The organism is Bradyrhizobium septentrionale (assembly GCF_011516645.4).
Lineage (GTDB): Bacteria > Pseudomonadota > Alphaproteobacteria > Rhizobiales > Xanthobacteraceae > Bradyrhizobium > Bradyrhizobium septentrionale.
On record NZ_CP088285.1, the window covers coordinates 4,621,920 to 4,640,845 of the forward strand.

Annotated in this window: 12 protein-coding genes and 3 pseudogenes; 6 read left to right on the forward strand and 9 right to left on the reverse strand. The window is 60.7% G+C overall.

The genetic code is table 11. The features are described 5' to 3' along the window. Positions 1-88 precede the first annotated feature (88 nt). The 4 genes from tnpC to HAP48_RS50095 form a co-directional block, all read right to left on the reverse strand. Positions 89-1,690 (reverse strand): IS66 family transposase, encoded by a 1,602-nt coding sequence (gene tnpC, locus HAP48_RS23830; RefSeq protein ID WP_166205729.1) that lies wholly within the window; start codon positions 1,688-1,690, stop codon positions 89-91. Between the two features lie 125 nt (positions 1,691-1,815). Further along, positions 1,816-2,169 carry an IS66 family insertion sequence element accessory protein TnpB gene (gene tnpB / locus HAP48_RS23835; RefSeq protein WP_166205730.1) on the reverse strand — a complete coding sequence of 118 codons (354 nt, stop codon included), beginning with the start codon at positions 2,167-2,169 and terminating at the stop codon, positions 1,816-1,818. Continuing rightward, positions 2,150-2,596 carry an IS66-like element accessory protein TnpA gene (tnpA, locus tag HAP48_RS23840; RefSeq protein ID WP_166205731.1) on the reverse strand — a complete coding sequence of 149 codons (447 nt, stop codon included), beginning with the start codon at positions 2,594-2,596 and terminating at the stop codon, positions 2,150-2,152. The genes tnpB and tnpA overlap by 20 nt, the downstream gene beginning before the upstream one ends. Positions 2,597-2,628: 32 nt before the next feature. Beyond that, positions 2,629-2,754 (reverse strand): hypothetical protein, encoded by a 126-nt coding sequence (locus HAP48_RS50095; protein ID WP_275949209.1) that lies wholly within the window; start codon positions 2,752-2,754, stop codon positions 2,629-2,631. 386 nt (positions 2,755-3,140) lie between these two features. Between HAP48_RS50095 and HAP48_RS23845 the strand changes: the two are divergent. Both HAP48_RS23845 and HAP48_RS23850 read left to right on the forward strand, forming a co-directional pair. Beyond that, a pseudogene (locus HAP48_RS23845) lies at positions 3,141-3,920 on the forward strand (TraB/TrbI/VirB10 family type IV secretion system protein); the annotation flags it as partial. A 4-nt stretch (positions 3,921-3,924) separates the two neighbouring features. Then, entirely contained in the window at positions 3,925-4,167 is a 243-nt protein-coding gene (locus tag HAP48_RS23850) for a DUF2274 domain-containing protein (protein WP_029085104.1), read from the forward strand. A gap of 537 nt (positions 4,168-4,704) precedes the next feature. On the opposite strand, the gene fcl is transcribed toward HAP48_RS23850, so the two are convergent. Continuing rightward, the gene (fcl, locus tag HAP48_RS23855; RefSeq protein WP_275949210.1) at positions 4,705-5,760 is read right to left on the reverse strand and encodes a GDP-L-fucose synthase; all 1,056 of its coding nucleotides are present in this window, start codon (positions 5,758-5,760) and stop codon (positions 4,705-4,707) included. Continuing rightward, positions 5,744-6,826, reverse strand: a complete 1,083-nt coding sequence (gene gmd, locus HAP48_RS23860; protein WP_165124591.1) for a GDP-mannose 4,6-dehydratase — start codon at positions 6,824-6,826, stop codon at positions 5,744-5,746. The genes fcl and gmd overlap by 17 nt, the downstream gene beginning before the upstream one ends. Positions 6,827-7,544: 718 nt before the next feature. Here gmd and glmS point away from each other — a divergent pair. The 4 genes from glmS to HAP48_RS23880 all read left to right on the forward strand — a co-directional run bounded on the left by glmS (position 7,545) and on the right by HAP48_RS23880 (position 13,666). Next, entirely contained in the window at positions 7,545-9,371 is a 1,827-nt protein-coding gene (glmS, locus tag HAP48_RS23865) for a glutamine--fructose-6-phosphate transaminase (isomerizing) (protein ID WP_029085165.1), read from the forward strand. A 599-nt stretch (positions 9,372-9,970) separates the two neighbouring features. Then, positions 9,971-10,435, forward strand: coding sequence for a hypothetical protein (locus tag HAP48_RS23870; protein WP_275949211.1), 465 nt, complete (start codon positions 9,971-9,973; stop codon positions 10,433-10,435). A 318-nt stretch (positions 10,436-10,753) separates the two neighbouring features. Next, positions 10,754-12,088 carry an IS1182 family transposase gene (locus tag HAP48_RS23875; RefSeq protein ID WP_166202952.1) on the forward strand — a complete coding sequence of 445 codons (1,335 nt, stop codon included), beginning with the start codon at positions 10,754-10,756 and terminating at the stop codon, positions 12,086-12,088. Positions 12,089-12,319: 231 nt separating this feature from the next. Next, positions 12,320-13,666 (forward strand): IS5 family transposase, encoded by a 1,347-nt coding sequence (locus HAP48_RS23880; RefSeq protein ID WP_166209482.1) that lies wholly within the window; start codon positions 12,320-12,322, stop codon positions 13,664-13,666. Between the two features lie 933 nt (positions 13,667-14,599). On the opposite strand, the gene HAP48_RS23885 is transcribed toward HAP48_RS23880, so the two are convergent. From HAP48_RS23885 to istA, 3 genes and pseudogenes are all read right to left on the reverse strand, one after another. Further along, on the reverse strand, positions 14,600-16,009 hold the full coding sequence (locus HAP48_RS23885; protein WP_166209478.1) for an integrase catalytic domain-containing protein: 1,410 nt from the start codon (positions 16,007-16,009) through the stop codon (positions 14,600-14,602). Positions 16,010-16,458: 449 nt separating this feature from the next. After that, positions 16,459-17,181 (reverse strand): annotated as a pseudogene (gene istB, locus HAP48_RS23890) (IS21-like element helper ATPase IstB); the annotation flags it as partial. 8 nt (positions 17,182-17,189) lie between these two features. Next, positions 17,190-18,680: pseudogene (gene istA, locus HAP48_RS23895) on the reverse strand (IS21 family transposase); the annotation flags it as partial. Between the last annotated feature and the right edge of the window lie 246 nt (positions 18,681-18,926).

Consider the following 18,926-nt stretch of genomic DNA (forward strand, 5'->3'; position numbering starts at 1 on the left):
CTGCGCGCGCGGCTGGCCGCGGCGTCGCGTGGCGCCGGGGCCCAGCGGGATCATCGGAACGGCTTGATTGATCCTGAGCGTTTGACGGTCAGCCGCTGTCGTTGTCAGCTGGCAGGTTTTTTTGAGCGGTGCAATTGAACGGCAACAGATCTTCGATATCGGCGTCTGGCGCGCGTTGGGGCAATTCGGTGAGCGCGTGACGTAGCCATGCATAGGGATCGACGCCGCATGCCCGGCATGTCAGCACCAAACTGTAGATCACGGCGCTTGCCTTGGCGCCGGCAACGGTGTCGCTGAACAGCCAACTTTTTCGTCCGGTGCAAAACGGCCTGATGTCGCGCTCCAGAACATTGTTATCGATCGGGGCGAGACCGTCACTGGTGTAACGGGTCAGATAATCCCATTGGTTGCGTGCATAGGCGATCGCCTTGCCGGTCAAGCTTTCGGGTAGCACCTTCGGCGCCTGGTCGTCGAGCCAGGTCCGGAAGGCGGCCAATACCGGCAGGCTATGCTGCTGGCGCAGCCGCAAGGTGTATGCGGCGCGCGTTTCGCCGTCGGGCGGCGTCTGGCGCGCCACCCTCTCGACCTCGTACAACGCCTCGAAGAACTTGAGCGCCTGCAATGGCGGACCGCCAGGCTTTGTCCTGGCCTTGAGCGCATCGGTAAATTTCCTGCGCGCATGCGCCATACAGCCGAGATGGGTCGCGCCTGTCAGCGTGCGCCAGGCGTCATAGCCGTCGCTCATCAACAAGCCGCGATAGCCGGCCAGGAAGGCCTGAGGATGTTGCTGGCCGCGACCGGGCTGGTAATCGAACAGCACGACCGGCTGCGCGCAGTCCTGGCCGCTGCGATAGGCCCACATGAAGGATTTGGCCTGCGCATCACGGCCGTCCTCTTTAAGAACCTGGACCCAGGTTTCGTCGCCGTGGACCAGGGGCTGCGACATGAGCTTTTGCTGTAGCGCGTCATAGACCCGATGCAGATGCAACTCGCTCGCCCGGATCACCCAGTTGCCCAGCGTCCCGCGGCTGATGCTGACGTCGGCGCGCCCCAGCGCGTCCGCCACACGGTACAGCGGCGTGCCGTCGACGTATTTGTTGGCGAGCACCAGCGCCAGCGTCGATGGCGTGGCGACGCTACCCGGCAGCGGCTGCGCCGGCATCGGCGCGGTCACAATCGGGGTGTTCAGCGCGGTGCGCTCGCAGTGACGGCAGGCATATTTGAACCGCACATGTTGCAGCACCGACGCCTTGACCTCGACGTGCAACTGCTCGGTGACGGTCTCGCCCATCCGATGCATCCGATTATGGCAGCACGGACAGTCCTTTTGATCCTCACCCAGATCGTGTTCGACGCGTTGGCGCGGCAGATCGTCAGGCAGCGGCTTGCGGCCGCGTGCCTTCGGCGCCGGCTTTGGAGCCTCCGGCAATCCCGTGTCCGGCACGGCGACCGCCTCGACATCGTCGTCGTCCCGGCTTTCAGCGGCGGCCTGCTCGGCTTCGTTGAAGATGCGCTCCTTGAGCTTTTCGCTCTTCGGCGCATACCGGTGCAGGCGCTCCAGGCGCAACTGCTCCTCTAGATGCAGCACGCGTTGTGCGAGTTTCTCGTTTTCGGCCTTCAGCGCCGCGATCTCGGCCGCGTGCGCCGCGATCAAGGCTTCCAGTTCGTGCGTCGTGGGCTTGCGACTCATCGGAGTCTTGAATCGAAGTCATGCCGCCGCGTCAACCGGGCTCCCATGTCTTCGTCATGTCTTCGGCCGCGTCATCTGAGAACGGCCATGCCGAAGCCCGATGACGCCGCCCGCATCGAACACGCTCAGCCCACGCTCTGATATTGCCGCACCGGATGACGACGCACCGCCGCGATGTTGATGCCGTCAAGCAGCCAGTGCAGCTCCTCCGTCGTCAGCGTCAGCACCGCCTCCTGACTTCGGGGCCAGTGGAATCTGTCGGCCTCCAGCCGCTTCAGCAGCATCCAAAATCCTGACCGATCATAAATCAGCAGCTTGATCCGGTCGCGGCGACGATTGCAGAACGCGAACACCGCGCGCTGGAACGGATCCAGCCCCATCGACTGCTCGACCACGATCGCCAGGCTGTTGATGCCCGCCCGGAAGTCAATCGGTTCGCGGTGAAGGTAGACCCGAAGATCAGACGCCAGTCGGAACATCGCAACGCCCCAGCGCTTCAATCACCGCCGACAGCAACTGCGCGTCGCCGCCTTCCAGCGAAAGCGTCACGCCGTTGGGCATCGATGCCGTCAGCCGCCCTGCACAGGATCGCTCCGTCGCGCAAACCGCAATCGCGCCAGCAGATCGAGTTGGCGACGGCGACGGCGCGCGAACCGGAATAAAGGCTGGCGCAATCGGCGCCCGCGCCTCCGGCTGGCCATCCCCGTTCTGAAGTTGTCGCTTGGCCACCCACTTGCGCAGCAGGTTCGCGTTCACGCCGTGTTGCAGCGCAAGCCCCGCCAGCGACACGCCAGACTGCAGACAGGCCTCGACCAGCCGCTGTTTGCTGGCCGGATCATAGCGACGCCGGCCATTGCGCAACACGCCGACCGTCTCAAGTCTCAAAGGTTCTTCTGGAGTGATCATCGATCGTGTCCACCTCGCTCATGGTGGACACCTCATCCCATCCCCGCGCTCAACTGCATAGGTGCGTAGAAAGGAGCGCTTACGATCATCTCGCGCAACAGATCGGCATCGGGGGTCTTCTCCACGAGCGTGCGCAGGTTCATCATATCGTCGGTCATCGGTGATTCCTCGGTTGCGTTGGCGTGTCGCAACCCGATCCTACCGGAGAACTGCCGATGACCACCGCAAAGCCGCCCGCCCGCTACGGCGCTATTTGAGGCGCGCGTGCGGGCGGCTTTGCTCTACCGAGCTACACCATCACTGGGGACACGACCGGATTCTCATAGAGCAGTTTCTCGGTGGCTCGCGCATCATCCACATGTACGGGAAAATACGAGACGATGTAGCCAACGCTATTCAGGTTGACTGAGAAGCAGAAGGCACGGTCTTAGAAGCTGCGTTCGGCCGTGGCACCGGCGAATATCATATGAGAATGAAGCACCTTCTTGATGTGGTACATGCTGCGTCAGCGGGGTTGCGTGTGATCGACCCTCACGACAAGCACAAGTCGGCGCGTACCAGCAAGGTCTGTGCCAGCACCAATGTCCGTCCCTCAACTGCTGTGACATCGGCCAATGAAACGCCTTCGAATGCCACGACATCATCTGATGAAACGTTCGCCCAGAATGGCCAGGAACGGAAGCTTGCCTTCGTCAGCGCATCCGTCGACCGCCGGACGACCAGTCCGGATCGCCTCGTGAGGCCAGCTTCGCCGTTTGTGGTGCAGGCCGGCACAGTCATTCCGGCCGCTCTCATCACGGGCATTCGATCCGATCTGCCGGGGCAGATCACGGCGCAGGTGACGGAAGCTGTCTATGACAGTCCAACGCGGCGAGCGCGCCTTATCCCGCAGGGGGCAAGGCTGATCGGCACCTACGACAGCCAGGTGGCATTTGGCCAGTCGCGCGTACTGTTGGTTTGGACGCGGCTGATTATGCCGAACGGGCGTTCGATCGTCCTGGAACGGCAGCCTGGCGCAGATGCATCTGGATACGCCGGCCTCGAGGACGAGGTCGACAATCACTGGAAATAGCTCTTGGGCGCAGCAGCGGTTTCGACACTGCTCGCTGTTGGCACGGAGGTCAATTCGGGCGCGGACGCAGGCAACACCAACAGCGACCTCATTGCTGCGCTCCGGCGTGGAGCGGAGGATTCCGCAAATCAGACAGGACAGCAGCTGGTTCGCCGCAATCTCAACATCCAGCCAACGTTGACGATCCGCCAGGGATTCCCGGTGAGGGTGATCGTCAACCGCGACCTGATGCTCGAACCATATATAGGATAACGCGATGGCAAAGCTCAAGCTTGGAGCGATCGAAGACGACAAACCGATCAAAGTGGCGCACGAACTGCCGGCAAGCGTCCACCGGGACCTCGCTGCCTACGCTGAAATCCTGGCCCAGGAAACGGGACAACCCGTTCAGGATCCAGCCAAGCTGATCGCACCTATGCTGGCGAGGTTCATGGCGGCGGACAGGAGCTTTCGCAAAGCTCGGCGCGCGCGTCAGCGTGCGAATGGAGGCGAGGGGTAGCGCTCTAACAGCAAGTTCAATGCGGCCAACTTGGGTTGTCGTTGTCCGCTCGCGAATATGCCCAAGAGTCGAGCCGGCCGCGGCCGGTGCCGTCGCGCAATTCGCGTAGAAGAGGCTCGCATACGATTCCTGCGTTCGTGCTAATCAGGCTCGCCGCGGCGGCTGACACCGTGGCGCTCGATTTTTGGCGCCTTCAGGCTAAACTAGCTTGGAAAACAAAAGATCCTCAAAGGCTTTCCGTCTCTCGTAGTTCTGCATCGTCACGCTATCGCCGTGGGTGCTGATGACGGACTATCGCTGGACATGGCTGAAGAGGAATATTGGCGCGTTCCAACTCAATGATCGATCGCGGCTCAGCATCGACTTCAGATCGCGCTTATCAACTGTCGACTTCGGCGGAGTAGAACAACACATCCGCGATCATGATCATTCTGCGTCGTGATGCAAGCCGGTTGATCCGCATGCTGGCCAGCATGTACATGGTGAGGATCCAACCGGTCGCTGTGTTGAGAAGAAGGCCGTTCACGGAGTAGATTATTACCGAGTGGCCTGGGCTGACGGACGGCCGGGAGAGTCGCCGCGGACTCGTCGTGCAGGATTGCCTTCCCTTAAGCCCACTTGCCGGGGATGAGCTGGATCACTCTGGTGGCCTTTATTGCTCTGGCCGAGATACGCCCGGTACGTCAACTTAATGCCTTCCTCCAGTGAGGTCTGGGCACGCCAGCCGAGCCTGGCCAAACGGCTGACGTCGAGCAGCTTGCGCGGGGTGCCGTCCGGGCGCGACGTGTCGAAGCTGATCTCACCGCGATAGCCGACGGCCGCCGCCACCAAGAGTGCGAACTCGGCGATGGTGATGTCTGCGCCGGTGCCGATATTGACCAGGTCCGGCGAGGAATAGGTCTTCATCAGGTGGATGCAGGCGTCGGCGAGATCGTCGACATAGAGGAATTCGCGGCGCGGCGTCCCGGTGCCCCACACCACGACTTTGGTTGCGCCTGAGACCTTGGCCTCGTGGAAGCGGCGGATCAGCGCGGCGACGACGTGGCTGTATTCGGGATGATAATTGTCGCCAGGACCGTAGAGGTTGGTCGGCATCACGTTGATGAAATCGGCTCCGTACTGGCTGCGATAGGCCTCGGCCATCTTGATGCCGGCGATCTTGGCGATGGCATAGGGCTCGTTGGTCGGCTCCAGCGGGCCGGTCAGCATCGAATCCTCGCGCAGCGGCTGCGGCGCCAGGCGCGGATAGATGCAGGACGAGCCGAAGAACATCAGCTTCTCACATCCATTGGCATGGGCGGCCTGGAGCACATTGGTCGAGATCGCGAGATTGTCGTAGAGGAATTCGGCCCGCAGCGTGTTGTTGGCGACGATGCCGCCGACCTTGGCGGCGGCGAGGAACACGGCCTGCGGCCGCTTCGCGGCAAACCAGACGTTCACCGCGGCCTGGTCGCGCAAATCGACCTCGCTGCGCGACACCGTCAGCAGATCGGCCTGTTCGCGCGCCAGCCGGCGCATCAGCGCCGAGCCGACCATGCCGCGATGGCCGGCGACGAAAACCGTCTTACCCTTCAGTTCAAACGTGCTTGCCATTGCCCGCGTCCTGCCTGGCCTCAGCGAGATCGCTGGCGACCATTTCCTTCACCAGCTGCGCGAATGGCGTCTTCGGCGCCCAGCCGAGCTTGGCGCGTGCCTTGCTGGCATCGCCGATCAGGAGATCGACCTCGGTCGGGCGGAAATAGGTCGGATCGATCTGCACCAGGGTCTTGCCGGACGCCTTGTCGACGCCGACCTCGTCGACGCCCTTGCCGCGCCATTCGATGCTGCGACCAACCTCCGCAAACGCCAGCTCGACGAACTCGCGGACCGAGCGCGTCTCGCCGGTCGCGAGCACGAAATCATCAGGCTCGTCGGCCTGCAGGATTTTGTGCATGCCTTCGACATAGTCGCGGGCATGGCCCCAGTCACGCTTGGCATCGAGATTGCCGAGATAGAGCTTGCTCTCGAGGCCGACCTCGATGCGGGCGACGGCGCGCGTGATCTTGCGCGTCACGAAGGTCTCGCCGCGGATCGGGCTCTCATGGTTGAACAGGATGCCGTTGCTGGCGAACATGCCATAGGCCTCACGGTAGTTCACCGTGATCCAGTAGCCGTAGAGCTTGGCGACGCCATAGGGCGAGCGCGGATAGAACGGCGTCGTCTCCTTCTGCGGCACCTCCTGCACGAGCCCGTAGAGCTCCGAAGTCGAGGCCTGATAGAACCGCGTCTCCTTTTCCATGCCAAGGATGCGGATCGCCTCCAGAAGGCGCAGCACGCCGATGGCGTCCGCGTTCGCTGTATATTCCGGGCTCTCGAAGCTGACCTGGACGTGGCTCTGGGCGGCGAGGTTGTAGATCTCGGTCGGCCGGATCTGCTGCATCAGCCGGATCAGATTGGTCGAATCCGTCATGTCGCCGTAGTGCATCAGGAACGGCACGTTGCCGGCATGCGGGTCCTGGTAGAGATGGTCGACCCGCGCGGTGTTGAACGAGGACGAGCGGCGCTTGATCCCGTGCACGGTGTAGCCGAGGCCAAGCAGATATTCGGCGAGATACGCGCCGTCCTGCCCGGTCACGCCGGTGATCAGCGCCACGCGCCGCTTTGAATCCTGAGCCGCCATGGTCTCTATTGGTTGCGCCGTAAAGAGCCCCCCTTAAGAACGCCAGTTGCGAAGCGGCTGCGAGAGATCTAGATGCTCAAGCGCGCTACACCCGCAACTAGAGGAAAGCGATCGTCAGCTCCGATCATACACATCATATATCCATGCACACTATATACATTGATTTATTCCGATCCGGCAGTTGCTCTATCCCAATATTACAATCATTCGGACCTGGCTTATCGTGGCCGGATAAAGCGACGTGCTGAGGTTAGCCAGTTGCAAGTTAGGAGATCGGCATTGCATTGATAGAATCGCAGCATGCAGGCCGACACCCAGCCACAGCCTGTGCATAGATATCGCAGCCCACAATGCGTACCGCTCACTCAACCTCCAACAGAACACTCAGCCTAGGGCGCAGCAAGCTCATCGACCATATCGATGACATCGCTTCTGCTGGTGCAGGAAATACGGGGAGCTTGCAAACACTTGTATAGTTCTTCGAACGTTTCGATATCGAAAGTTTACCTTCGTACAATCGAGCTATCGATATTGATCGTTTAGTCTGATCTCGACAAGCGGAGCATGCATCTGTCCGAGTATCGCATGTTCGCCTGAACGAGCGCGACAAACATTTCCAGTAACAAATGGCAACACACGCTAGAGCAGCCCCGCAACCACGTCGACAGCAGGCCATTCGGAAGCCGCGGCTTCGCGAACTTGGGCTGCATTGATCAGCATGTGTGGAATTGTCGGCATCCTGGGGCGTGGTCCGGTCGTTGGACAGTTGGTCGCTTCGCTCGAGCGGTTGGAGTATCGTGGCTACGACTCCGCAGGCGTTGCGACGCTCGAAGGTCTCCGTATCGAGCGGCGGCGCGCTGAAGGCAAATTGAGAAATCTTGCCGAGCGGCTACACCGGCATCCGCTATCGGGTCATATCGGCATTGGTCACACCCGATGGGCGACTCATGGAAGGCCTACCGAAAGAAATGCCCATCCGCATGCGACGGAAAATGTCGCGGTCGTTCATAATGGGATCATCGAGAATTTCCGCGAGCTGAGAGCCGAACTGGGACAGAATGGAGCTCATTTCAGCTCAGAGACCGACACCGAGGTGGTGGCGCATCTCGTTGAATCCTATCTCATGAATGGCTACTCGCCACAGCATGCGGTGCAGGCGTCGCTGCCGCGGCTGCACGGAGCCTTCGCGCTGGTATTCCTGTTCAAAGGCCACGACGATCTTTTGATCGGTGCGCGCAAGGGATCACCCCTTGCGATTGGGCATGGCAATGGCGAAATGTATCTAGGATCGGACGCGATCGCGCTCGCACCCTTGACCGATTCCATTACTTATCTTGAAGATGGCGACTGGGCCGTGCTTACCCGCTCGATTTGTATGATCTACGACGCGGACGGCACTATCGTCCACCGGGAAACATCAAAGTCAGGCGCGTCGTCACTCCTGGTAGATAAAGCGAATTACCGCCACTTCATGGCTAAGGAAATCCACGAGCAGCCGATGGTGGCCGGGCAGACATTGGCTCATTATGTCGATATCGGCGCCGAGCGCGTCGCCCTGCCGCTCAAACTACCGTTCAACTTCAATTCGATTCAGCGAATCTCGATTACGGCCTGCGGCACGGCAAGCTATGCCGGTCACATCGCCAAATACTGGTTCGAGCGGTTAGCACGCCTGCCGGTCGAAATCGATGTGGCATCCGAGTTCCGTTACAGGGAGGCGCCTTTGCGCAAGGGCGATCTCGCGATCGTCATCTCGCAGTCGGGGGAGACTGCCGACACACTGGCTGCGCTGCGTTACGCCAAGAGCCAGGGTCTGCACACGATATCTGTAGTCAACGTCCAGACCTCGACGATTGCGCGTGAGAGCGAATCCGTGCTGCCGACGCTGGCGGGACCGGAAATCGGCGTCGCCTCCACCAAGGCGTTCATCTGTCAGCTAGTGGTAATGGCGGCGCTTGCCCTGGCAGCAGGCAAAGAGCGCGGTAAACTGCACGAGATCGATGAATCGAAGCTTGTCGGCGAGCTTATCGAAGTGCCGCGGCTGATTGCTGCGGCGCTGTTGATCGAGCCGCAGATCGAGAAACTCGCGCGTCATGTCGCCAAGTCGAGCGATGTGCTCTATCTCGGCCGCGGCACATCGGCCCCCCTGGCACTGGAGGGTGCGCTCAAGCTGAAGGAAATCTCGTATATCCATTCAGAAGGCTACGCCGCTGGCGAGCTCAAGCACGGACCGATTGCATTGATTGATGAGACGGTGCCCGTGGTGGTGATCGCGCCATACGACGCGGTCTTCGGGAAAACTGTCTCGAACATGCAAGAAGTCGCGGCTCGAGGCGGCAACATCATCTTGATCACTGATGCGAAGGGCGCTTCGGAAGCGACGGTGGACACGCTCATGACCATTGTGATGCCGGACATGGGTGGAAGCTTTACGCCCATGGTTTATGCCATCCCGGTTCAGCTTTTAGCCTATCATACTGCCGTCGTTATGGGGACGGATGTGGATCAGCCGCGCAATTTAGCAAAATCGGTCACCGTCGAATAGCCGGCTCCGGCAATGTCGAGGTGCCGTTGTCTAGCCATCAGGCTGCGGTGGCTGCCCCATCTGGTGGATTCAAAATCCGGAAAGGCTGTAGTCTCGCGCCTATCCATGGTTGGTGGATACTTGGTTGTCGCGAATTCTGGTAACTGTTAGCAGGCCGCGCGCTCCCCCGGACTTATCGAGACTGCGATCTGGGCATACGTCTAGCATGGCGCGCGGCATCAGAAGGAGAGCGTTCGACGGCTGATTCAATAGGAGAACTATCGATCGAACCCGCTCCTGATAGGCTGACATTGCGAGCCATGCTCGTAGCCTCACCAATCCCGGCAACGCCAATGCGACGTGCATTGGTGCCGCTTTAGGAAAGCTTGCCGAAAGGATGGGAGGGCATTCACGGTCTCGCGTCAGGTTTTGGTAAGGCAGTCAGCCTATCAACTCCGCCGAGTTTAACAAGCCTGAACCAAATGCGGAAGTGTATGCCCGCTGGGAGCACCAATCGCCATGTATAATCGGATCAATGGCTTGTCCACTTCCAATCCTCACGCTTTGTCGAAGCTGACGAGCAAGGGGATGCAAACAGCTTCGCGGATGCGTTCGCCAATATGCGCTTGGCTGCGCCAGGCCCCAGTGGCAGCTCATCGTCGGCAGCAAGACCGTATTCGCTCGTTCAAAACCCTCCTGTGGTGGAGATCAATAGGTCGTCGTTCAGAAAGGCAGCTCAGACCTATCACGGCGAAAAGATCAAGTACATCGCCGACAACCCGCAAGAGTACTCAGATTTCGTGTCCGCAAGAGCAGGGCGAACTGCGGAAATTGCTGAGGACTATGGAACAACTCGAGATTCCGATAATGCGCGATACTTCAGCTACCAATTAGGAAACAAGAGTGTCGGGCTTCTAAGAATGGAAGGCGGCGACAGCATGACAGAGTTCGACGTCAAGCGATGGCGGGAGCTGTTTCCTGGGCGAACGGGGACTACCTCGAGTGTAGATCTTCAGGTCGTTCATCCGCTTGTCGAGAACGCTGGCGATATTCTGCTCGAGCATCAACTTCGAATGGACGGCTAAAGGCCGTTGCTCAATTTGCGTCCGGCTAATCCAGAAGCAAGAGCCCGTGGGGAGAAGTTGGGGTTTGTCGAGGTTGACGCCGACAATATGGTTCTCGACCCAGAGATGTCAGAAAATTGGATAAGAACAGTGATGGTGAATGGCAGCGAAAAGGCGCTGCCGCGCGATATCTTTCCGAAATTGGCAACTGTGAGAACGGTGATACCGAGATCGCAGAAGGCTCCGCGACATACGATTGCGAGGATGATTTTATGTGACTAGGAGCTTGTCTGGATAGTCGCTGTTCAAATCTGGTCGGGTCTGATTCAACATTGGGCGATGAGCAAGTATTTTCGGCCTTGGAACATCGATCAGACGCTGCTTCTGCCGCCGAATGTGCAGGACTTCGTGCCGAAAGGCCATGTCTCGCGGTTTATGGTTGATCTGGTGCGGGAGAGCCTCGATCTCAGGGAGATCATGGGCAGCTATGTGAGCGGGCTTGGGCAGCCGCCGTTTGATCCGCGGATGATGGTGGCGCTGCTGCTGCATAGCTATGCGAGTGGGCTGTATTCGTCGCGTCGGATTGCCAAGGCCTGCCGGGAGCGGAACGATTTTGTGATGATCGTGGCGCTGGATGCGCCGGATTTTCGGACGATCAGCGACTTTCGCAAGCGACATTTGAAGGCGCTCGGCGCGCTATTCGTGCAGGTTCTGAAGTTGTGCGAGACGGCCGGGCTGGTCAAGCTCGGTCATGTCGCGCTGGATGGTACGAAGATCAAGGCGAACGCGTCGAAACACAAGGCGATGAGTTATGAGCGCATGAAGAAGCGCGAGGCGGAATTGAAGGCCGAGGTCGCTCGCATGCTGGCGGCCGCCGAGGCGGCGGATGCCTCGGAGGATGAGACTTTCGGCAACAGCGACGAACTGCCGGACTGGACCGTCGACAAGCAGAAACGGCTGGCGAAGATCCAGCAAGCGATGGCGGCGCTGGAAGCGGACGCCAAACTGGCGGCGGAGGAAGAGCGCCGCATCGAGGCCGAAAAGGAACAGCAGCGCCAGGCCGAAGGCCGCAAGAAGCCGGGCAAACCGGCGGCGCTGCCATCGGAGGAACCCAATCCCAAGGCGCAACGCAACTTCACCGATCCGGAAAGCCGCATCATGAAGTCGAAGGATGGCTTCGTTCAGGCCTATAATGCCCAGGCGGCCGTCGATGCACATGCCCAGATCATTGTCGCGCAAGAACTGACCCAGCACGGCAGCGATCAGGGCCAGTTGGTGCCCCTGATCGAGGCCATCGAGAGCAATCTTGGCCGCAAGCCGCGGCAGGCCTCAGCGGATTCCGGCTACTGCAGCGAAGCCAATCTCGAAGCGCTCGACACACGCAGCATCGATGGCTATGTCGCGCCCGGACGCGCCAAGCACCCGACAGTAGCGAACGGAAAAGTCGGCGGCCCGCTGACACAGGCCATGCGAAAGAAGATCGACGATGGCGGCTTCGAAACACCCTACCGATTGCGAAAGCAAGTGGTGGAGCCGGTGTTCGGGCAGATCAAACAGGCAAGAGGCTTCCGCCAGTTCCTGTTGCGGGGCATCGAGAAAGTGCGCGCCGAGTGGACAATGATCTGCACCGTCCATAACCTCCTCAAGCTGTTCAACCTCGCAAACGCAGCCTGAGCCTGCTACTCTACAACAAATGCCCGTCACGAAAACATATCTGGACGGGCTCCTAGAGTATAGTCGCCCGTTAAGAAGCTTCCAGGCGACTGATCTGGAATCGTAATTTGGCTGGAATGACGTTCTGAGATTGCAAGGTTTTGGTGTTTTGCGCATCGGAAGCTTGCAATTTCGTTTTCGAGATTCCCTCGATGGGCGAAGCATGATTCCCTGTCCGCATCGGAGGGCACGATGCGGCCGAAGAAGCACAAAACGACGGGAGCGAACGATTTTTTCCGGGCGCGGCTCGACCAGATCATCAATCTGAAGCACGAGCTGGTCCGGCTCACCGGCAAGATCGATTGGGACTGGATCGACGGCGAGATCGCGCCGCTCTACAGCGAGAACGGCCGGCCGGGGACTGAGACCCGCTTCGTGATCGGGCTGTTGTTGCTCAAGCACATTTACGGGCTGTCCGATGAGGGGGTATGCGAACGCTGGGTCCACGACCCGTATTTCCAGTACTTCACTGGCGAAGAGTTCTTCCAGCACGCATTCCCGCACGAGCGCTCGGACCTGAGCCATTGGCGCAAGCGGCTCGGCGACAGACTGGAACTGCTATTGGCCGAGAGCCTGCGGGTGGCGCACGACGTCGGCGCGTTACGCGGCAAGGACCTTGAGCGGGTCACGGTCGACACCACGGTGCAGCCGAAGGCCATCACCTTTCCGACCGATGCCAAGCTGCTGCATGCGGCGATCCAGGGGCTCAACCGCCTAGCGAGGAAGCACGGAGTGCGGCTGCGGCAATCCTATTCTCGGATCGCCAAGGCCACCGCGATGATGGCGGGACGCTACGCCCATGCCAAACAGTTCAAGCGGCACCAGCGGCAGTTGCGCATCCTGCGCAGCCGCCTGGGCCGGATCATCCGCGACATCCGCCGCAAGATCGAAGGCCAGGATGCGCTCGAAGAGGCGTTCGCACTCCCGTTGAGCCGGGCCACGCAGATCCGCTCGCAGCAGCAGCGCCAGCGCGGCTGGAAGCTGTATTCCTTCCATGCCCCCGAGGTGGAGTGCATCGGCAAGGGCAAGGCCAGCGCGCCTTACGAGTTCGGCGTGAAGGCTTCCATCGTCACCAACAACCGGCCTGCTCCCGGCGGCCAGTTCGTGCTGCACGCCAAGGCGCTGCCCGATAACCCTTACGACGGTCACACCCTGCGGGACGTCATCGACCGAACCGAGACACTCAACGGCTGCGCGATCGAGTGCGCCGTTGTCGACAAGGGATACCGCGGCCATGACGCACAGAACCCGCGCCGCGTCTTCATCTCCGGCCAGAAGCGCGGCGTCTTCGGCACTATCAAGCGCCAGCTGCGGCGCCGCTCCGCTATCGAGCCCGTGATCGGCCATTTGAAGGCTGACGGACACCTCGGCCGCTGCTACCTTAAAGGCCGCGCCGGCGATACCGCCAACGTCATCCTCTCCGCCGTCGGTTACAACTTCCGCCGCATCCTCGCCTGGCTAAGGGCTCTTTGGTACCTCTTCCTGGCTGCCTTCTTCTCAGTCACCAGCCACCGCACACCACTCAAATCGGCTTCTTAACCGACGACGAGTATAGTTGCGTGGAACGTATCTCGACGTGCTCTTCGCGCCGTCTTTGCTGCGCTAGGCGGCCTTGGGGAAGGCTCACAGTCAGAAGAGCTCCTGCGCGGAGAAGATGGTACGCAGACTGAGCCGGCCGGCGTAGTCTTCGCCGAGCTGCTAGTGCCTGGTGCGCTCTGTGACAGCAATGCACGAGCCAATAGATCGAATTGGCGGCGTCGTAATAACTTTACGAGGCGCGGCCAAGATCCGCCCGGCCGTCGAAAGGAGGCCGGGCATTTTGCACGCAGATTATGTGGGGTATCTGGAGGCAAAGGTCTTCCGGGCGATCTGATGAGGCCCAAGAGTTCATGAGGAGCAAAGGAGCAGCCTGAGATAGGGCGTGAAGGAGCTACGGAGCGATTGCTGCCCCCCAATAGACAAGGAGGATAGAAGCTGTGACGGGCGGCGCGGTGAACAGGAGCTCGTCCCACAGAGCTTTTCGCCCGACGAAATGAACAAGACTCAAGCAATTGGTTCGAAAATGCGTTCCGGAGAGCTCTTGGGCTGAGCAGAGCTCTTTCGTTGTTGAAAATAGTATGCTTGCTGCAACGAGACCGAGCTAAGCAAGCGCGCGAACCTGTCGAATCCTGTCCGGGAGGAGGATCACCCTGAGCACCAGCCTACGGAGATTGAACGGAGCCGGGAGTGCCGAGTACCGCGAGCCTCGCGGCGGCAACGTTGGTCCTGATCAACGCGGCTAGCGGGCGGAGCACGTCACAAGGATCAATAAGCCAAAGTAAGAAATGGACCGCTGGTGATGCCGGCCGATTTCGGGGAGTTCATTCCAGTAGATCGTACGAGCTCGAGATAGGATTTCAACATGCAGGTCTTGAACCCTGCTTGTCAATCGGCGTTCAAATTTGACCCCTCGTATTGCCTCAGGAAGTAATGTTACCCGGGATGAAGGTCTACGAACTGCCCCAGACCGGTCTCGAGCCGCGGCCAGCTCGGTGGAGAGGCTGTGGGCGGGGCGGAGTGCTCATCACACGCAGCGCCGTCCACAGCCTCGGGCCGTATTTCATCCACGGGCATGGATACGATGGCTGTCTCCGCCACCTTCCGCCGGAGGGACCGAAGCAGGCGCTGAACGATCGAATGCTGCTTGTCGCTGAACATCGAGGGATCGATCGTGGCGAGCCTGCCCACGATGGCCAGTGCAGTGAGCTGTGGCTCGACGGCGAGCCAGTTCTCGATGATCGCGAGATGGGGATCGAGCTTCGAGGGCATGCGAATACGCGTTTTGTATCGCTGTTTCGGCCGGCGGTGCGTGGCCCGCACTTCGGCGGTTTTTGCCGCCGTGCCGAGCGATCGGGCAAACGAGAGCGGATCAGCCGGCGATACGGTGGGAACCTTCGCAAGACCGCGCTTGCCGATCCGTTCGCCGAGCTCTTCCTGCGCCGTGCGGATCGTGGCAAGCAATTGTATGGGATCGAGAGTCCGATACGTGTGGCGCAGACGGCGCTTGACCGCTGATGGGAGTTTCGGGTGCCCCAGTGCACGTTCGTATGGTGTGGCAGGCGGATGATAGCGTTTGATGATCTTGGCACCCTCGCGGCGCTTCTCTTTGAGCTTGAATGACGGCTGGAAGAAGTTCACCAGCAGGCGCGCCGCCGCGTAGAGACGTGCCATCACGCGGGCCGTCTCGACCCCGTCGAAGCGCCCGTATCCGACGAGCCGCCGGACCACCGCACCGTTCTTCTGCTCCACGAAAGCCTGATCGTTCTTTTTGTAGGCACGTGACCGCGTTACCTCGATCTTCTGTGCTCGGCACCATGGAACGACGACGTCGTTCATGAACGCGCTGTCGTTATCGAAGTCGGCGCCACAGATCACCCACGGGAACAGGCCCTGCGCTCGCTTCATCGCTTCCACGACGAGGCTGCCATCGCGTGTCACCAGGGGCAGGCATTCCGTCCATCCTGTTGCGATGTCCACCATGGTCAAAGTCTGGATAAACGAGCCGGCGACGCTGGTCCCACCGTGCGCGACCATGTCGATCTCGCAAAAGCCTGGCGGCGGGTTTGCCCAGTCATTGAAAGTGCGGATCGGCACCTCGCGTCGAATCGCCGAGTAGAATCCGACTCGCCGCCGGCGCCCCCCAGCAGCCGCAATTTTAACGTCGATCAACATCCGATCGATCGTCGCCGCGCTCAGAGTTGTCAGCAGCGCACGCTCTGCGCTCGTTGGCTTCAGCCGGCCATGCCGCTCGAGTGCGGGCAACAGCACTGGGATCATCGATACGAGGCGCTTACCGCAGACGCGATCGGAGGCTTCCCACAGCGCGATCAGCGCGTCGCGCACGCTGGCGTATTTGCGTCGCCGACTTGTCGCTGGTTCGGTTGGGCTCGTTGCCCCTTCGTCCAGTGGTGGCCTGGGCCTGTCCCTTCCGGCAACCGACAGTGCTCGCACCGCGTGCTTGCGGTGCCAACCCGTCGTCGCTGTCAACTCGTCAAGGATCCGTCCCTTCTCAACTCGTCCAGCCGCACGGTAGCGCCTCGCCACCACGGCCAACACCTCGCGCCTTGCGCCCATGCTGATCCCGCTCGCCATTGGCGCCACCGACCTGATTCGGTAACGCCGCCCCAGTCATCAGCGGAATTGTTCGGTAACATTTTCGATGAGGCAATGCGCCCCTCATCGGCGTCCAATTTTGACCCCTTTGCGCGGCGGGCTTTGCTGGTAGCGCTCGTCTCGTCGGAGCTGGCCGGGATAGCGGAGGCGAGACGAGCGCGGGTGGCGTGATCGTCGTCTCGGCTCTTGAACCGCCAGCTATCGTTGCCGGTCTCGACAATGTCGCAGTGATGGGTCAACCGGTCGAGCAGCGCGGTGGTCATTTTGGCGTCGCCGAACACGCTCGGCCATTCGCCGAAGGCGAGATTGGTGGTCACGATGACAGAGGCGCGCTCATAGAGCCGGCTGACGAGGTGGAAGAGAAGCTGGCCACCGGACTGGGCGAAGGGCAAATAGCCGAGTTCATCCAGCACGATGAAGTCCATCCGGGTCAGATGCTCGGCGAGCCGTCCTTGCCGTCCGTTGCGGGTCTCGGTCTCGAGGCGATTGACGAGGTCGACTACGTTGAAGAAGCGGCCGCGAGCCCCGGATCGGATGCAGCTTCTGGCCATGGCAATGGCCAGGTGGGTCTTGCCTGTGCCGGTGCCGCCAACCAGCACGACGTTGCGTTGTTGGGCGATGAAGCCGCCGCCAGCGAGATCATTGACGAGAGTCTGATTGATCGGCGTGCCGTCGAACTGGAAGTCGGCAATGTCCTTGGCAAGCGGCAGCTTGGCAATGGTGAGCTGGTATTTGATCGACCTGGCTTGCTTCTCGTTGATCTCGGCGTTGAGCAGGTCGCCGACAATGCGCTGAGGTTCGTGCTGGCGTTTGACGGCAGTTGCCATGATCTCGTCGAAGGCAGCCTTCATGCCGTAGAGCTTGAGTTCGCCCATGAGGTCGAAGATTTGGGTTCGTTCCATCAGATGGTCCTCCGGAGGTTGTCGTAGCGGGCACAATCGGCGATCGGCGCATGACGGAGCGTCAGTGCGGCCGGCGTCATGATGTTGGCCGGTGGGGCGGGTTCACGTTGACGGGCCAGGATATTGAGCACGACATCGGCGGAATGGACGCTGTGACTGAGCGCTTCAGCACAGGCTGCTTCCACCGCGGGCAGACCGTCAGTCAGCACCGCGTTGAGGATGTCGACCATCTGCCGATTGCCATCGTCGGTGCTGGCAAGCTTGCGCCGGATCCGCTCGATCGCGGCCGGCAGCACCCAGTCTTTGAAGGGAGCACCGTTGCGCAAGGCGCCGGGTTTGCGGGCGAGCACCGGCACATAATGCCAGGGGTCGTAGACGGTATCGCCGCGGCCAAAGGATCGCGGGTGCTCGGCAACGATGCGTCCATCCTGACGGATCACAATGCGATCGGCATAGGCTTGAACCTCGACCGGTCGTCCGACTGCGCTGGCTGCGACCGAGTATTTGTTATTGTCGAAGCGCACCAGGCAGGTCTTCGAGACCGATGCCGTCACCGCATGGAAGCCGTCGAAGCGGCCGGCATAGGGAACGAGTTTGGGGCGTTCGGCTTCGAACACTTCCCAGATCGTCTGATCGACCAGCTCCGGATGGCGATGAGCCTTGGCGTAGGCGATGCATTTGTCGAGCAGCCAGACGTTTAACTCGTCGAGGTTTTTGAACCGCAGCCGCGGCGTGAAGAAGCGTTCCCTGACCAGCCCGACCTGGTTCTCGACCTGCCCCTTCTCCCAGCCCGACGCTGGCGTGCAGGCGACCGGATCGACCAGATAGTGGCTGCACATCTGCAGGAAGCGGCGATTGTAGAGACGCCCTTTACCGACGAAGATCGTCTCTACGGCGGTCTTCATGTTGTCGTAGATGCCGCGGGTGCAGGTGCCTTTGAACAGGGCGAACGCCCGGTCGTGGGCGTCGAACACCATCTCCTGCGTCTCCCGCGGATAGGCCCGCACGAACAGCATGCGGCTGTGACAGAGCCGGACATGGGCGGCCTTCACCATCACCGTGGTGCCGCTCAGCAAGACCACCTCGTGGCTCCAGTCGAACTGGTAGGCTTCGCCGGGGGCAAAGCTCAGCGGGACATAAGCGGCCGCGGTCGATTGCCCGCGTTCTTTGCTCCACCGCCTGGCGTAACGCCGCACGGCATCGTAACCGCCGTCGTAGCCGCTCCCGCGCAGCTCTTCGAAGATCCGGATCAGCGTCAGCTGTTCACGAGCCGGTTTGGTCGCGTTCGCCGCCAGCAGCCTATCGAGCTCCGATGCCCACCGCCCCAGCTTTGGTCGTGGCTGCACCTGCCGCTCGTACTCGAAGGAGGTCCCTCCGGACCTCAGCACCTTCCGGACCGTGTTCCGCGACACCTTCAGGTCGCGGGCGATCTCCTTGATCGTCTTGCCCTTGATGAAGTGCTCGCGCCGAATCCGCGCAATCGTCTCCACGACCAGCATCCCCGACCACCTGCTTCATTCCAAAGCAGGCAGCGCAACAGACCAACCTACAGGGGGTCAATTTTGGACGCCGATCCCCCGGCTTAGGGGGTCAATATTGCAGGCCGAATGACACCCTGCTTGAGCGAACTCGCGGGTGACGAGCCTAAAAAAGCGGACCAACCAATTAGACTGGAGCGCGCGGACCCGGCCTCTCGGAGTTCTAATTACAGGCGCAGCGTGCTCGGCGCCAAGAAGCTGATCGAT

Excerpts from the sequence above, each read along its gene's own strand:
- tnpC (WP_166205729.1), bottom strand. The coding sequence starts at position 1,690 with ATGAGTCGCAAGCCCACGACGCACGAACTGGAAGCCTTGATCGCGGCG.
- tnpB (WP_166205730.1), bottom strand. The coding sequence starts at position 2,169 with ATGTTCCGACTGGCGTCTGATCTTCGGGTCTACCTTCACCGCGAACCG.
- tnpA (WP_166205731.1), bottom strand. The coding sequence starts at position 2,596 with ATGATCACTCCAGAAGAACCTTTGAGACTTGAGACGGTCGGCGTGTTG.
- HAP48_RS50095 (WP_275949209.1), bottom strand. The coding sequence starts at position 2,754 with ATGACCGACGATATGATGAACCTGCGCACGCTCGTGGAGAAGACCCCC.
- HAP48_RS23850 (WP_029085104.1), top strand. The coding sequence starts at position 3,925 with ATGGCAAAGCTCAAGCTTGGAGCGATCGAAGACGACAAACCGATCAAA.
- fcl (WP_275949210.1), bottom strand. The coding sequence starts at position 5,760 with ATGGCAAGCACGTTTGAACTGAAGGGTAAGACGGTTTTCGTCGCCGGC.
- gmd (WP_165124591.1), bottom strand. The coding sequence starts at position 6,826 with ATGGCGGCTCAGGATTCAAAGCGGCGCGTGGCGCTGATCACCGGCGTG.
- glmS (WP_029085165.1), top strand. The coding sequence starts at position 7,545 with ATGTGTGGAATTGTCGGCATCCTGGGGCGTGGTCCGGTCGTTGGACAG.
- HAP48_RS23870 (WP_275949211.1), top strand. The coding sequence starts at position 9,971 with ATGCGCTTGGCTGCGCCAGGCCCCAGTGGCAGCTCATCGTCGGCAGCA.
- HAP48_RS23875 (WP_166202952.1), top strand. The coding sequence starts at position 10,754 with ATGAGCAAGTATTTTCGGCCTTGGAACATCGATCAGACGCTGCTTCTG.
- HAP48_RS23880 (WP_166209482.1), top strand. The coding sequence starts at position 12,320 with ATGCGGCCGAAGAAGCACAAAACGACGGGAGCGAACGATTTTTTCCGG.